The organism is Mycolicibacterium arseniciresistens, from assembly GCF_030519285.1.
Classification (GTDB): domain Bacteria; phylum Actinomycetota; class Actinomycetes; order Mycobacteriales; family Mycobacteriaceae; genus Mycobacterium; species Mycobacterium arseniciresistens.
Map to the genome: position 1 here is coordinate 48,156 of NZ_JAUMSQ010000017.1, position 14,163 is coordinate 62,318.

Consider the following 14,163-nt stretch of genomic DNA (forward strand, 5'->3'; position numbering starts at 1 on the left):
GTCATTTCATTGTGGCGAGGTTGTGCCAGAGGTTGCGAAGGCTGTCGGTGCCGCCGAACAGGGTGGTGAAGTGGGTGGAATCGATGAGGACGATGTCGCCCGCGCGCTGAGCGACAGGCGGCATCCAGATCAGCGCATTGAACTCGGTGTTGCCCGCCTCGGTGAACGGGTGCGGGCGGTTGGGATCGACGCGCTGGCGTCCGAGGACCCGTAGTCCGTCGCTTTCGGGCGCGGTGAGTTCGTAGTGCGGCAGGTGCGGATGGAAGTTGAAGGTGGTGACGTTGTCGAGCAACCCAGGGCTGTCGAGGTCGCGGATGCCGGTCAGGGGCGCAATGTCCTTGGTGCCTTCCACGACGGCGGGTCGCAACCCCCAAATGTTGTGCACGGGCACTTCGAGCGCGCGCATCAGCGAGCGGGTGTACTGGCTGAATCGTTGTTGGCGCGGGACCAGGCGGTCGCCGTGGTGCTCGTACTCCATTTGGCGTTGATCGGGATCGTCGGTGAAGCCGACATCGTGGTGCGGCGCCAGCAGCAGACAGGTGCCCTCTCGCTTGAGCCACTCAGTGATCGCGGCGATCTCGTCAGGAGAGGCTTCTTCTTCGCCGAGCAGATGGTCGAGTCCGAACACCATGAGCGTGTCGGTATCGGCCAAGATGCGTTCGTCGATCGGGAGCTTGTAGCCGGCCTGGTCGATGCGCTGGAAGACGGCCACCGGGTGTCCGGTGGCTTCCTGGGCGAGGTCCTGAAACGCCAGGGCGGAGCGATGGAAGAGTTCCAAGGTGCCCGCGATACCCTGCAGGAAGTTCGCTGCGTCGTACTCGGGTGTCTCGTAGGCGGGCCACAAGACATTGCGCACTTCGGTAATGGTGGAGAATCGGTTGTAGATTTCAGCCGGATCGCGTTGAGCTTCCCAGGGATAGCTCCACGTCCAGTAGATGCTGATACGCCGGCCGCCGGTGTGGGCCCGAGCGATATGAGCCTGGTTGTACGTCCGAGCCTTCATGGTGATCCTCCTAAACGCCGAGCGTGGCGAGGTAGCGCAGGGCGTTGATGCCGGGAAGGAAGAAGTACGCGCCGCCCCGCAACGTTGTGAAAGCCGGTATCCCCTTGTGCACCTTGCGGATCGGCCGCTGAGGAACGGTGAAATCCAGTGCGCCGTCCTGGGTCCCGCAGATCGGGTCGTGCTCGTTGCCCAATTCGTGGAAGGTCTTGTCGTTGATCCACACGTTCTGGGCGAACTCGAACTGGCGCACCAGATCCGCGCAGATGATGAACGCAGCGATCCCACGGTCCACTCCGTCGTCGGGTGCACCATCGGGAAGGGCGGGCCCATAGGTTGCACCGCGGCGGATCATGCGGCGACGGTTCATGTTGTGGGCGGTATCGCGCGGATTGAGCCGACGCGCGTGTGATCCCAGCGGACACGCGTAGCCGAGCGGGTCCATCTCCTTGTAATTGAAGTCGTTGTTACGCATCGGATCTGCACCGAGTTCCGGATCGTCGGCGTCGGGGGCGAGCACCAGTGGTGCGCCGCTGCGCCAGCGCCCCATGAACTTCGCCGCCAGCAGTTCCTGCCCCTCGGCGGTGTCGGCCCGCTCACGCAAGTAGTCGCGGAAGAGCCCGACGTGCTCCTGCAACCGCCGGTACGCCATGAAACTTCCATTGCGCGACAACACCTGCGGTTGGGGAAGATTGACGACTGGCCCGTCTTCGTCGGGATAGCCCAGGATGAACTCACCAGGCTCCAACGCCGCTCCCGAACCGGGTGTGGGCTCCTCCCCGGATCCCTTCATCACCGGCTGCGACAACCGATCGCGGAAGCCGAAGTGGTCGTGGGCATAGTTGAACGGTGGGGACGCATTGAGATCGAGGACCGACACACTGCGCACCCCGTCGGTCCGCGCCAGCAGCTTGTCGTGCTCCGCGATCGAGCGTCTGCACTGCTCCTCGGTGCGGGAAAACAAGATCGCGATCGCGTGCACGTCCTCACCAGCCAACCCGCCGACCCAATGCTCGGGCGCCGCGGCGTCGGTGTCACCGAGGATGTCCGCCCGGGCCGCCATCCCCTCGCGGAACTCGTCGGGAAAACTGGCAAGGGACTCGTCATCTACGCCGAGTGCGCGCAACCCGTTCCAGGTGAACGCCAACGTGACCCAACGATCCGACTCGTCCATCGTGGCCCGGGCATCGGTCGCCGACTGGACCTTATCGAGCAACTCCGTGAGCCACGCCCGTCCGCCCTGCGGTGTGTCGAAGGACAGGAACTCGTAGCGGCCGGTGATCGCAGGGGTGCGGGTCAGCAGGAGGTGCTGAATGTCGTCGAACTCAAGCACTGTTATTGCATCTGGTCGAGCATGGTCGAAAACGCGGCCTTGAGCCGCAGCGCCTTCTTGATCTCGTCGGCCGTCACGTACGGGTACTCCCCATACTCCAGAAAACTGGGAACGTGGTGATCACGAACGAACTTGATGAACGCGTCCGGGTTCTCCTTCCAATCCTCGGGGAAGCCTTCGAGTTGGGTGAAGATGGTCGTAATACCCGTCGCGCCGAACAGCGCGACCGCGTCCTCGGTGTACTTGTCGAAGTCGGTGTCGAAGATGCCCATGTACTGGAAGTGCAGGCCAGATCCGATGTCGAAGAGATTCCACCGCAGGTAGTGCAACCGCAGTGGCGCCAGCGCATCCGGACTGCTCGCAATCGTCTCCTCGATCGTCTTGCCGTACGCCCGAACAGCCTCCTCGCGGCCCTCCTTCACCTTGGCGATGATCGAGAACCCGTAGCAAGCCGGGGTCCGCGGGAACACCGGGCCGAACCGGCCCCGCTCCAATTCGAAATAGCCCTCCTCGGGGATCGCCAACGCAGCCGGTTTCGACCAATCTTGCTCCGCCATATTGACGCCCCTTCACAGTATCGGTGAGCCGAACCTAGCACCGGCGCAGTTCCAGCGAGATGCTTTGAGGAGGCGCAAGAAGAGGCCGAATCGCCAAACGCATGCGTACGTTCACGGGATGGTTCACAGTGCGGCATGAATTCCGTCTGCCACACAGACCATCTCCGGAGCTGACGGTCTAGAGCAAGCCGTCCGCTTCCGCAAACCCGAAGCCTTGACGACCAAACCGATCACTGAGTTCATGTCGCGGCGGGTTTGTTGTGAAGCGCGGCGCGCGGCCAACGCACTACAGCCTTGTTGCAGAGCATCGTCGCCTTGCGCGTGACTCGCTGCGCTTCCCCGAATACCTCGAGTCGGCTGTTGAACGCGCCATGGCTCATCGCGCCGACGGCGGCACGGCTCCGCGTCTTGTACTGGCGACATTCAAGGGAGCTCGACCCACAGACACGACCCTTCGTCAGGAAGTCTGACGCGCTCATAGAGGTGTTCCCGAACCCAATGAAAACGGCCCCCGAACCGAAGGCCGGGGGCCGATTACCTGGTAGCGGTGACAGGATTCGAACCTGCGACCTGTGGGGTTATGAGACAGGCACCGGCGATGCACCGAGGTACGCCGTGTCCCATAAGACCAGCTCAGGCCAGCGTAGGCGTTGTACGCATTGCGCTGGATCTCAGTCGTTCGGGTTGGTTTTATAGCGCTTCGTTCCCAAGTTCGTTCCCCTTCCGGTCGTTCCGGCGGGCCTCCGCGAGCATGTTCGACAGGCCCTATCACGGGCTGCGTCTCAGTCCCGGTGGTGGAAGTACCGGCTATAGGACCGCTTCTGCGATGACGCATGGCGACTTCCAATCGTCATCTGTCCCATTGCGCGATCTGATCTACTATCTACGTATGAACGCAGATAGCGGTGGATGTCGGCGGCGGCTGCCGGACGATCAGACTGCGCTGGTCGTCGAGGTGTTCCGGATGCTGTCCGACGCCACCCGCGTGCAGGTGCTGTGGGCCCTAGTGGGCCGCGAAATGTCAGTGAACGAACTCGCCGAGCACATCGGGAAGCCCGCGCCGTCCGTCTCCCAACACTTGGCCAAGCTCAGGATGGCCAGGCTGGTCCGCACTCGCCGGGACGGCACCACAATCTTCTACACCTTGGAAAACGACCACATCGGGCAGTTGGTGACCGATGCCGTCTTCAACGCCGAGCACGCCGGCCCCGGCACACCCGGGCATCACCGTGACAGCGCAGACCTGCGCGAGCTGCACCTCACTACCGACGCCGAAGTTACTGCGGCGCAGCGAAAAGGATTCGGTACATGACCCGCGACACCCACCTGCACGCTCACGGAAGCGACCACTCCCACCACGCGCACGACCACGACCACGAGCCCCTGAGCACTGGCGGCAAGGTCAAAGCCGCACTCAGGGAAGTCTTCGCCCCGCACAGCCACGATGCCTCCGACAGCATCGACGGCGCCCTGGAATCTAGCGCCGCAGGTATCCGGGCCGTGAAGGTCAGCCTTATCGCCCTGGGCCTCACCGCGTTGGCGCAGATCGTCATCGTGGCCATCTCGGGCTCGGTCGCGTTGCTCGCCGACACGATCCACAACTTCTCAGACGCACTGACCGCCATACCCCTATGGATCGCTTTCGTCCTTGGCCGCCGAGCGGCCACGCGCCGCTACACCTACGGTTTCGGCCGCGTCGAAGACCTCGCCGGATTGTTCGTCATCGCCATGATCGCGCTGTCCGCGGCGGTCGCGGGCTACGAGTCCATCCGCCGACTGGTCAACACGGTCACCATCGACCACGTGGGCTGGGTCGGCGCGGCCGGCCTGGTCGGGTTCATCGGCAACGAACTCGTCGCGGTCTATCGCATCCGCGTCGGTCGCCGCATCGGCTCCGCGGCCCTCATCGCCGACGGCCTGCACGCCCGCACCGACGGATTCACCTCACTGGCGGTGCTTCTCGGCGCCGGCGGCGTCGCGCTGGGCTTCCCACTTGCAGATCCGATCATCGGAATCGTGATCACCGTCGCCATCCTCGCCGTTCTGCGCACCGCCGTGCGCGACGTGTTCCGCCGACTCCTCGATGGCGTGGACCCCGAACTCGTCGACGCCGCCGAAGCCGCGCTCGCCGCCGAACCCGGCGTCACAGACGTGCGAAGCGTCAGAATGCGGTGGATCGGACATCGCCTCCACGCCGACGCCGAGCTCGACATCGATCCCACCCTCAGCCTTCACGACGCGCACAAGATCGCCCACGACGCCGAACACACCCTCACCCACGCCGTACCCAAACTCTCCACCGCACTCATCCACGCCTACCCGGCTTGAGAACGGCCATGACGGTCAGCCCCCCAACGGCCGAGGCTGCTTGACCCCGCGCGCCGTATCAACTGGGCTGCCGATGTGTCTTTACGGAATCTTCACCGAACGACGAACCAGCCCATATCCGAGGGACGGAGGCTGGCGACGAGTCAGGCGGATGGGTTGCCGTCACACGGTATGGACCTCGCGGGGTGAGGCCACGGAAAGGATTAGCGATGCAGCATAGGCGGTACGGATACTTCGCCGCAGCCGCGATGGCAGCGGTGCTCGCCCTGAGCGCCTGTAGTGACTCGGGAGGCGATACTGAGGCCTCGGCAACGACGTCGTCAGCAGAGGCGCCCAGCAGCAGCTCCGTTGGCGCTCAGGCACATAATGATGCTGACGTGGTGTTCGCGCAGGGAATGATCCCGCATCATCAGCAGGCCGTCGAGATGAGCGACATGCTGGTGGCCAAGCGAGGCATTGATCCTCAGGTGATGGCGCTGGCCAACGAGATCAAGGCCGCTCAGGCACCGGAGATCGAACAGCTGCAGAGCTGGCTGGACCAGTGGGGTGCCTCGGCAGCGTCGACGACAACGCCGCCCAGCAGCATGCCTGGTCATAACATGCCTGGCCATGACATGTCCGGTGGCGGTGACATGCCGGCCATGGGCGGTAGCGGCCACGGGATGATGTCGGAAGCGGACATGGCGGCGCTGGAAAGCGCTCAGGGCGCTGAGGCGAGCCGGCTGTTTCTCACTCAGATGATTGAGCACCACAAGGGCGCGATCACGATGGCGCAGCAGGAGATCGACGGTGGGCAGTACCCGCCGGCGGTGCAGTTGGCACGTGACATCGTGTCCTCCCAGCAGCAGGAGGTCGCCACGATGCAGGGCTTGGTAGATGCGATGTGAGCGCAGGCGTCGCCTCTAACGCGTGCCCGATCTCGCCGCGGCGTTTGCGCGCTGAGTATCGGAGGCTCGCAGCGGCATCGTCACGGTGAAGACGGCTCCCGAGCCGGGGCCTGGGCTGTCGACATGGATGGCGCCGCCGTGGGCCACGACGAGGGCCTTGGCGATCGCCAATCCGATCCCGGCACCCCCGTGCTCGCGATCTCGGGCGTTATCGGCGCGGTAGAACCGTTCGAAGACATGCGGCAGGTGTTCGGCGGCGATGCCCTCACCGGTGTCGGAGACTCCGATCACGAGCCTGGGCCCATCGATGCGAGCACTGAGCTCGACGCTTCCACCAGATGCGGTGTGACGCACGGCGTTGTCGAGCAGATTGGCCAGGACTTGGGCCAACCGCAACTCGTCTCCCCAAATCGGCGGAAGTTTCGTGTGCGCCGTGGTACGCAGGGCTACTCCCTGGCGCTCGAAGCGTTCCTGCGCTGCAGCGGCGCAGCGCTGCAGCAGGTGATCGACATTGATCGGGTTCCATTCCATGGAGGTGGAGCTTTCCTCGGCTTGCGCCAGGGCGGCGACGTCGCTGGCGAATCTGACTAGGCGCCGGGTCTGGTCGCGCAGCATCGCGGCGGTCTGGGGAGTGAGGGTGCGTACACCGTCCTCCAGCGCCTCGACGTAGGCTTCCAATACCGCGACCGGAGTACGTATTTCGTGTGCGAGATCGCCGAACAGTCGTCGGCGTGTGGCCTCCACCGTCTGCAACTGCATCGCCATCTGGTTGAAAGCGTCCGCGAGGGCGTCGAAATCCTCGCCGAGGTGTGGAGGTGAAACCCGGATGTCGTACCGGCCATCGGCGACCGCGGTTGCCGCTGAGGCGACCTCGGTGACCGATCGTTGCAGTCGGCGGCTGACGTACCAGCTGACAGCCAGTGCAGCGAGGGCCGACACCGCGAGCGCCCCGCCGATTGAGATGACGGTGGCATAGCCGTAGGCCTCCTCGGCGTGTACCTCTTCCAGCGAGTTCGTCGGTACGCCCGCTCGGTGCAGGTGTTCGCGAAACAGTGGCGGTCCGACGATGGCCGCTACCACGGCTGTAGTGGCCGCGCCGGCGGCCAGCACGATGGCTTGGGCCGCCAGCAGCCGTAAACCAATGCCCGGTCGGCGCCATGCCGGCCCTCGGTCCATCTCGAGTCCCTCGGCGGATGTCATTGGCCGCTGCCCATCCGATACCCCACGCCGCGCACTGTGGCGATGAAGCGCGGTTTTGCGGCGTCGTCGCCGAGCTTGCGGCGCAGATGGCCCATGTGGACGTCGACGAGGTGCTCATTGCCAACCCATGGGCCCTCACGTACAGCCTCGAGAAGCTGGCGCCGGCTCAAGACGACCCCGGGTCGCGCCGACAGCGCCTCGAGGATGTCGAACTCGGTGCGAGTCAGCATGATCGGCTCGTCGCCGATACTGACTTCGCGCGCGGCGACGTTGATGCGCAGCGGGCCGAAGATCCGCGGTGGCGCCTCGATCGGCGAGGCGGCGCCGGCGGCGTGCAGCACTCGTGGCCGCCGCAGCATCGCTCGGATGCGAGCGACCAGTTCTCGAGGACTGAACGGCTTCGTGACGTAATCGTCGGCGCCGACGGTGAGTCCCAGGACGGTGTCGATCTCGGCATCGCGGGCGGTGAGCATCACCACGTAGGCGTCCGAGAACGTCCGTAACTGCCGGCAGACCTCCAGTCCGTCGATACCGGGCAGGCCGATGTCCAGAATGACGACATCAGGATCGAGTTCGCGTGCGATGGTGATTGCCTCGGTGCCGTTGCCGGTCACGGTGGCCTCGAAGTGCTCACGTTCCAGATAGCTCGCTACTACCTCAGCCAGCGCCGTCTCGTCGTCGACGACCAATGCCCGATATCCCCGCGGCTGAGCATGGAGAGGTCCCACGGGCTGTTCCATAGCGTTCATGATGCCCATCGCAGACCCACCGCATGTCCGAGACTGATGCCATGGACGTGTCCTTGAGCAGATCTTCACACGACCCTTATCGAGTCCGGACCGGTCAGGCCCGACCCTGGAAAGTGAGGAGGTCCCGATGCCCGACTGCGCTGCGGTGTTGGCAGCGGTTCTGGGCCGGGAACGGTGGCTGCTGCCAGGTGTCACGATCGCGTTGTTCTGGACACTCGCGTTGTGGGGGCTGCAGCGCTTTTTCGCGCCTCAGCCCAGGACCGTGTCGAGAGCGATAGGCAAACCCGTGCGCGGGACACACGGCGCCCAAGCTGAGGTTGAGAAGTGGCAGGTGCCGCCGTGCCTCCCGATGATGGGTACGAGGCGCCCCACGGGTGGCCGTCGGGCTGCTGGTCGCCGCGATTGCCGTCATGGGCGTTTGGCGACCGGGCCGTAAGGCCGTAGCTCCGAGTGGCGTGTCACGGTTAGGTCCGCGCTGTCCCGAGATCTGCCCGTTGACCCGCTACATTGGTCTGACAAATCGCGTCTACCACGCCCGACAGGGCGGGCAGCGCTGAGAGCAGGAGTGTCGAGATGGAGCAGCGAGGATTCGGCGACCTCGAGGCCGTGGTGATGGATCGGGTGTGGGACCACGCTGAACCGGTCACCGTTCGCGAAATCTTCGATGAGCTCTCCCGCGGTCGCCGGATCGCCTACACGACGGTGCTGTCGACGATGGACAACCTGCACCGCAAGAGCTGGCTGCAACGTGAGCGCAGTGGCAAGGCCTACCTGTATACGCCGTCGATGACTCGCGAGGAGCGGTCCGCGCGGTTGATGCGAGCGGCGTTTGAGTCCGGTGGTGACGCCGACGTGGTGCTGGCCCACTTCGTCGAGCAGATGAGCGAAGAGGAATCTGCCCAACTCAAAGCCGCATTGCGCAGGGGCCGGCGGCGGCGATGACGACCGCGGCGATGACAACTGGGTTGTGGCTGCTGGTCTACGGAGCCGTCCTGACGTGGTTGGCCCCGCCATTATTGCGACGACTCACCGCGGCCGGGATCAGCCCTCACATGGGCGTTGCGGCTTGGCTCACCGCGGTCGTTGCCGCGGTACTGGCCTGGATCGGTGCGCTGGCCCTGATCATCGTCGCCGCGCTGGAGGGTGTCAGAGACTCCTCAGCGCTGACACTGTGCCTGGAACTGTTCGGCGTCTCTGATCACACCGGGCTGCCGGGACAGTTCGGGACGATCGCGTTGATCGTCGCCGGCCTGCTCACCTCGATCGTGGTCATCGCCCGCGTCGGGCGTTCCATAGCCGGCCTGCGCTCACGCAGCCGCGAGCATGCTCACGCGGCGCGGTTGATAGGGCGCCCGACGGAACGGCCCGGTGTGGTCGTCGTCGAGGCACGCCGCCCTGCCGCCTACTGCGTCCTGGGCAGACCCAACGCCATCGTCATCACCTCCGCGGCGCTGGACTCACTAGACAGTCGGCAACTGGCGGCGGTATTGGCGCACGAAAATGCTCACATCGCCGGACGCCACCACCAGATCCTGCTGGTGCTGCGCGCCCTCGCCGCCAATCTGCCTCGTCTGACGCTGTTCGGCAGTGCCGCTGAATCGGTGGCTGCTCTGCTGGAAATGTGTGCCGACGATTCCGCAGCCCGCCGCGTCGGCACCCGGCCCCTGCTCAGCGGTCTACTCACCTTGGCCGGAACCCATGCGCCGCTGCCCGAGGGCCTGGCCGCCGCGGCGACAGCCGTGGCAACCCGGGCACTTCGACTGGCGACGCCCGCCCCCCGAAGTGCCCAATGGCGCCAACGGCTCGGCCTGGCGGCCACGATGACGGCGACACTGACCGCTCCGGCATTGATCGAGCTGCTCTGCCACCACTAGCGGCAGATAGCTGTTGTCTCGCGACACCCGGCGAGGAAAAGTCGGACAGATGCGTTGCCTCTGGTCGGCCGAAGCAATGCCGGCGCGAAACGTCGCCGGTGGCATCCCGTCGGCGAGCCATCCCACAACTGCGGGCGGCCGGCCGCGCAGGGCGCGGCGAGGCCCCGGACGGTTCGCCCGCGCGCCGACCCGACACCACCTCCATCTACGGAGCAAAACCGTAGATGAGCTGCAACAACGCTCGTCAAATGACGGGCCGCCACACCACCGCGAGAAGCTAGAACTGGTCAGGGGCAACGGGTCTCGCGCCGCTGGCGTGGCGGTGTCATCGACCGCTTCAAAGCGGCCCGTCGTACGATCGCGACGCGATAACAACATGGCGACGAGTCGGCGCCTCGATGGTTTGGTCCCGATCCGCTGCTACAGTCGGAAACATTGTGAGGTACAACGACGCGGCTCTGCAGACGCGATGGCGCCCAGCTGTCGCGCTGGTGCTCGCGTTCTGGGTCGCCGTGATCGGTGTCCAGTGGACACTGCCCGGCGCGCAGGAGTCACCTCACGGCCCACACGCATCGGTTGCTGGACCGCACGGGGATTTCGCGGTGCCGGCCGACCACCCGCACCTGACGAACGAATCCACGCCCGTGGCGCCCGACACCTTCGCCGAGGCGGTGCTACCTCGCGCCACCATCACGCTGGTTGCACTGGCCTTGATGGCAGCACTCGTTACTACCGCAGTGTTCTGGCGGCAGGCGTCGTTGCCGGCCATTCGGGGGCCACCCCGCAGACTCGCTGTTCCTCAGAGTGGCCGGGTCATTTTGACCCGGCTGTGCATCGCGCGCCGCTGATCTCGTAGCGCCAGACCACGCCCGCCTTTCTCGCGAGCCTGGTCGGTGACCGCTGCCCGCCATCAGCAGCCGCGCGGACCGTCGCGGCCTCGAACAGAAGCGACGCCCCAATGAATCACGTCCTGTCCGTTCACACACCTCACGTCCCGCCCTTCAACCACCGCCACCTCGGACGCTACGACCGGCCGGGCACCATGGTCGGCCGTACCCCTGTGCTGCGCATCGGCGCACCGTTCACCAGTGGTGAGCGCGGCTTCTGGGCCAAACTCGAAGGCTTCAACCCCGGGGGCATGAAGGACCGGCCCGCCATGCACATGGTCGAACGCGGCCGAGCCAGCGGCGCACTACGGCCCGGAGCCAGAATCGTCGAATCGACCAGCGGCACCTTGGGTTTGGGCTTAGCGCTGGCAGGCACTGTTTACGCGCACCCGGTCACCCTGGTCACCGATCCGGGTATGGAACCGATCATTCAGCGGATGCTGTCGGCCTTCGGGGCAGACGTCGAGCTGGTGACCGAACCGCACCGCGACGGCGGCTGGCAACAGGCCCGCCGCGACCGCGTCCAGGAGATCCTCAGCACCGACCCACAAGCGTGGTATCCCGATCAGTACAACAATCCCGAAAACGTGCAGGCCTACCGCCCCCTGGCGCTCGAGCTGCAGGCCCAGCTCGGCCATATTGACGTTCTGGTGTGCTCGGTGGGCACCGGTGGGCACTCAGCCGGGGTGGCACGAGTGCTGCGGGAGTTCAACCCCAACCTGCGGCTGATCGGCGTGGACACTATCGGATCGACAATTTTCGGTCAGCCGGCCAGCACCCGCTTGATGCGCGGCCTTGGTTCGAGCATCCATCCGGGCAACGTGGATTACGAGGCCTTCAACGAAGTGCACTGGGTGGCTCCGGCCGAGGCGGTGTGGGCCTGCCGCACCCTGGCGTCCACGCACTACGCCAGCGGCGGGTGGAGTGTCGGTGCGGTCGCGCTGGTGGCCGGATGGGCGGCGCGCACGCTGGCCCCGGACACGACCATCGCCGCGGTGTTCCCCGACGGGCCCCAACGCTACTTCGACACCGTCTACAACGACGACTATTGCCGGACCCACGGACTGCTCGACGGCACACCACGTGCCGAACCGGCGGTCATCAGCGATCCACGCTCGCATGTGGTGTCGCGGTGGACCCGCTGTACCACCGTCGTCGACCCGGTGGCGGTGCTGCGGTGACAGGGGTCTTCGCCCAGTTCCGCAGCTTCGGCTGGCCCAGCCGGATGCTGATGATCAACCAGTTCGGCATCAATCTGGGCTTCTACATGCTGATGCCCTACCTGGCCGGTTACCTGGCCGGCCCGCTGGGGCTGGCCGCGTGGGCGGTTGGACTGGTGTTGGGTGTCCGCAACTTCTCCCAGCAGGGGATGTTCATCGTCGGCGGCACCCTGGCCGACCGGCTCGGGTACAAGCCCTTGATCGTGGCCGGCTGTGTGCTGCGCACCGCCGGATTCGGCCTCCTGATTGTCGCCGACTCCTTGCCTGCGGTGCTGATCGCCTCTGCCGCAACGGGATTCGCCGGTGCGCTGTTCAACCCGGCGGTGCGTGCCTATCTGGCGGCCGACGCCGGGCCGCGCCGGGTCGAGGCGTTCGCAGTGTTCAACATCTTCTACCAAGCCGGGATACTTGCAGGTCCGCTGGTCGGATTGGCGCTGATGGTATTCGACTTCCGCATCACCGCTGCGGCGGCGGCGGTCGTCTTCGCCGCCCTCACCATTGCGCAGCTGTTCGCGTTGCCGCAGCATCGCCCCGGCGCTGTAGCCGAGAAAACCTCGGTACTGGCGGACTGGCGTCTCGTGGTGTCCAACAGAGCGTTTCTGCTCTTCGCTGCGGCGATGACCGGCTCTTACGTATTGTCCTTCCAGGTCTACCTCGCCCTACCGCTGCAGGCCAGGCTCCTCGCACCTCACGATGAGTCACTGATTGTCGCCGCGGTGTTCGTGGTGTCCGGCTTGGTCGCGGTGTTCGGGCAGCTGCGCATTACTGCATGGTTCGCCCGACGATGGGGGGCGGGCCATTCGTTGGCCGTCGGTCTGGTCGTCCTCGCCGCGGCGTTCGTGCCACTGGTGGTGATCCCCGACGGCGAACGATTCGGCACAATCGCGGCTGGCGTCGCCCTGCTGCTGGCGGCAGCCGTGTTGGCGGTCGGTTCAGCGGCGGTGTTCCCATTCGAGATGGACACCGTGGTGTCGCTGTCGGGCGATCGGTTGGTCGGCACCCACTACGGGTTCTACAACACGATCGTCGGGGTGGGGATCCTTGTCGGCAATCTCGCCACCGGGACGCTGATGCAAGTCACTCGCGACGCCGGAGTGGAATACCTCATCTGGATAGCGCTGACGGTCATAGGCCTAGGCTCGGCGGCTGCACTATACCGACTCGACCGCACCGGCCGGCTGCAGCCCCAATCGCGCGCCGCCAACGACATGCTCGGCGGCGGTCCACGCGCAGACCCTACCCGCTCAACACATCCCAGCGAGTCATCAATGCGCCACGAACACGGCGCACCATCTCACCCGGTTCCACCGTCCGGCCCCCACGACGGCACAAGAGGTTCCGAGTGACCCCGGGCCGGCGTTCATCGGTGCTCAGCGTCAGCCGTAGCTACCTGCGCCGACTGCGAGCGGTTCGACTTCGGGGCCACCAGGCGCTTCCCCGCCGGGTGGGCGACGCCGGCCGCTACTGGAGCGATGACAGCGGGGTCGGCTGGAAAGCCAACTCGCACTGGCGTGGCGGCCTGTCTGACCCCGACTGGGCGCAGGTGGGCCGCGACCACATCGCGATGTTCGACACCTTCGCTAAGGCGCTCGACCTGCCCGATCATCCTGGCACCGTCATCGAGTGGGGCTGCGGCGGCGGCGCCAACGCCGTCGCCTTCGCGCCCCGCTGCTCGCACTTCATCGCCGCTGACGTCTCAGCCGACAGCGTCGCGGAGTGCGTGCGCCAAGTCGGTCAGGTGTGCGACACCCCCACCACCGGCCTGCTCATCGATATCAACGACGCATACGCCGCCACCGTCGGCCGCGAGAACACCTGCGATGTGTTCTTGTGTCTCTACGTCGTGGAGCTCACCGCGGGCCCAGAGGAAGCGCTGCGCATACTCGATGCCGCACAGCGCGTGTTGGTCGATGGCGGGTTGGCGATGATTCAGGTGAAGTATCACACCACTGATCGCGCGACTCGGGGCCACGGTCGTAATTACCGGCGAAACCTGGCGAACATGACCACTTTCGCGATCGACGACTTCTGGATACAAGCCGCCCGGCGTGGTCTGACGCCGCGACTGATCACCCTGGTGCCGCAGAACCGACTCGATGTGCGCTACGCCTACTACGCACTGACCAAA

At 65.5% G+C, this 14,163-nt stretch carries 14 protein-coding genes; 9 read left to right on the forward strand and 5 right to left on the reverse strand.

The genetic code is table 11. The annotated features are described in order from the left end of the window. Window position 1 precedes the first annotated feature (1 nt). The 3 genes from Q2100_RS04400 to Q2100_RS04410 are packed head-to-tail and all read right to left on the reverse strand — an operon-like array spanning window position 2 to window position 2,890. Window positions 2–1,003 (reverse strand): hypothetical protein, encoded by a 1,002-nt coding sequence (locus Q2100_RS04400; protein ID WP_302912975.1) that lies wholly within the window; start codon window positions 1,001–1,003, stop codon window positions 2–4. Window positions 1,004–1,013: 10 nt separating this feature from the next. Next, window positions 1,014–2,333 carry a Dyp-type peroxidase gene (locus tag Q2100_RS04405; protein ID WP_302912976.1) on the reverse strand — a complete coding sequence of 440 codons (1,320 nt, stop codon included), beginning with the start codon at window positions 2,331–2,333 and terminating at the stop codon, window positions 1,014–1,016. Window positions 2,334–2,335: 2 nt separating this feature from the next. After that, entirely contained in the window at window positions 2,336–2,890 is a 555-nt protein-coding gene (locus Q2100_RS04410; protein ID WP_302912977.1) for a hypothetical protein, read from the reverse strand. 889 nt (window positions 2,891–3,779) lie between these two features. On the opposite strand from Q2100_RS04410, the gene Q2100_RS04415 reads away from it, so the two are divergent. The 3 genes from Q2100_RS04415 to Q2100_RS04425 all read left to right on the forward strand — a co-directional run bounded on the left by Q2100_RS04415 (window position 3,780) and on the right by Q2100_RS04425 (window position 6,105). Next, a complete protein-coding gene (locus Q2100_RS04415) occupies window positions 3,780–4,202 on the forward strand; it encodes an ArsR/SmtB family transcription factor (protein ID WP_302912978.1) in 423 nt (140 codons plus the stop codon). Next, window positions 4,199–5,218 carry a cation diffusion facilitator family transporter gene (locus tag Q2100_RS04420; RefSeq protein ID WP_302912979.1) on the forward strand — a complete coding sequence of 340 codons (1,020 nt, stop codon included), beginning with the start codon at window positions 4,199–4,201 and terminating at the stop codon, window positions 5,216–5,218. Before Q2100_RS04415 ends, Q2100_RS04420 begins: the two co-directional genes overlap by 4 nt. A 209-nt stretch (window positions 5,219–5,427) precedes the next feature. Beyond that, window positions 5,428–6,105, forward strand: a complete 678-nt coding sequence (locus Q2100_RS04425) for a DUF305 domain-containing protein (RefSeq protein WP_302912980.1) — start codon at window positions 5,428–5,430, stop codon at window positions 6,103–6,105. A gap of 15 nt (window positions 6,106–6,120) precedes the next feature. Here Q2100_RS04425 and Q2100_RS04430 read toward each other — a convergent pair whose 3' ends face one another. Continuing rightward, on the reverse strand, window positions 6,121–7,305 hold the full coding sequence (locus tag Q2100_RS04430; RefSeq protein ID WP_302912981.1) for a sensor histidine kinase: 1,185 nt from the start codon (window positions 7,303–7,305) through the stop codon (window positions 6,121–6,123). Next, a complete protein-coding gene (locus tag Q2100_RS04435) occupies window positions 7,302–8,045 on the reverse strand; it encodes a response regulator (protein WP_302912982.1) in 744 nt (247 codons plus the stop codon). The genes Q2100_RS04430 and Q2100_RS04435 overlap by 4 nt, the downstream gene beginning before the upstream one ends. Before the next feature lie 582 nt (window positions 8,046–8,627). On the opposite strand from Q2100_RS04435, the gene Q2100_RS04440 reads away from it, so the two are divergent. The 6 genes from Q2100_RS04440 to Q2100_RS04465 form a co-directional block, all read left to right on the forward strand. Continuing rightward, window positions 8,628–8,996 carry a BlaI/MecI/CopY family transcriptional regulator gene (locus Q2100_RS04440; protein WP_302912983.1) on the forward strand — a complete coding sequence of 123 codons (369 nt, stop codon included), beginning with the start codon at window positions 8,628–8,630 and terminating at the stop codon, window positions 8,994–8,996. Window positions 8,997–9,007: 11 nt separating this feature from the next. Next, the gene (locus Q2100_RS04445) at window positions 9,008–9,928 is read left to right on the forward strand and encodes a M56 family metallopeptidase (RefSeq protein ID WP_302912984.1); all 921 of its coding nucleotides are present in this window, start codon (window positions 9,008–9,010) and stop codon (window positions 9,926–9,928) included. A gap of 437 nt (window positions 9,929–10,365) precedes the next feature. Further along, entirely contained in the window at window positions 10,366–10,776 is a 411-nt protein-coding gene (lpqS, locus tag Q2100_RS04450; RefSeq protein WP_302912985.1) for a putative copper homeostasis (lipo)protein LpqS, read from the forward strand. A gap of 110 nt (window positions 10,777–10,886) precedes the next feature. Next, window positions 10,887–11,996: a PLP-dependent cysteine synthase family protein gene (locus Q2100_RS04455; RefSeq protein WP_302912986.1), complete on the forward strand. Its 1,110-nt coding sequence runs from the start codon at window positions 10,887–10,889 to the stop codon at window positions 11,994–11,996. Window positions 11,997–12,040: 44 nt separating this feature from the next. After that, complete coding sequence (locus Q2100_RS04460) at window positions 12,041–13,381, forward strand: MFS transporter (protein WP_302912987.1); 1,341 nt, start codon at window positions 12,041–12,043, stop codon at window positions 13,379–13,381. Window positions 13,382–13,479: 98 nt separating this feature from the next. Beyond that, window positions 13,480–14,163: class I SAM-dependent methyltransferase (locus Q2100_RS04465; protein ID WP_302912988.1), on the forward strand; the 684-nt coding region annotated here is incomplete at its 3' end.

Excerpts from the sequence above, each read along its gene's own strand:
- Q2100_RS04400 (WP_302912975.1), bottom strand. The coding sequence starts at position 1,003 with ATGAAGGCTCGGACGTACAACCAGGCTCATATCGCTCGGGCCCACACC.
- Q2100_RS04410 (WP_302912977.1), bottom strand. The coding sequence starts at position 2,890 with ATGGCGGAGCAAGATTGGTCGAAACCGGCTGCGTTGGCGATCCCCGAG.
- Q2100_RS04415 (WP_302912978.1), top strand. The coding sequence starts at position 3,780 with ATGAACGCAGATAGCGGTGGATGTCGGCGGCGGCTGCCGGACGATCAG.
- Q2100_RS04420 (WP_302912979.1), top strand. The coding sequence starts at position 4,199 with ATGACCCGCGACACCCACCTGCACGCTCACGGAAGCGACCACTCCCAC.
- Q2100_RS04425 (WP_302912980.1), top strand. The coding sequence starts at position 5,428 with ATGCAGCATAGGCGGTACGGATACTTCGCCGCAGCCGCGATGGCAGCG.
- Q2100_RS04430 (WP_302912981.1), bottom strand. The coding sequence starts at position 7,305 with ATGACATCCGCCGAGGGACTCGAGATGGACCGAGGGCCGGCATGGCGC.
- Q2100_RS04435 (WP_302912982.1), bottom strand. The coding sequence starts at position 8,045 with ATGGAACAGCCCGTGGGACCTCTCCATGCTCAGCCGCGGGGATATCGG.
- Q2100_RS04440 (WP_302912983.1), top strand. The coding sequence starts at position 8,628 with ATGGAGCAGCGAGGATTCGGCGACCTCGAGGCCGTGGTGATGGATCGG.
- Q2100_RS04445 (WP_302912984.1), top strand. The coding sequence starts at position 9,008 with ATGACAACTGGGTTGTGGCTGCTGGTCTACGGAGCCGTCCTGACGTGG.
- Q2100_RS04455 (WP_302912986.1), top strand. The coding sequence starts at position 10,887 with ATGAATCACGTCCTGTCCGTTCACACACCTCACGTCCCGCCCTTCAAC.
- Q2100_RS04460 (WP_302912987.1), top strand. The coding sequence starts at position 12,041 with ATGCTGATGATCAACCAGTTCGGCATCAATCTGGGCTTCTACATGCTG.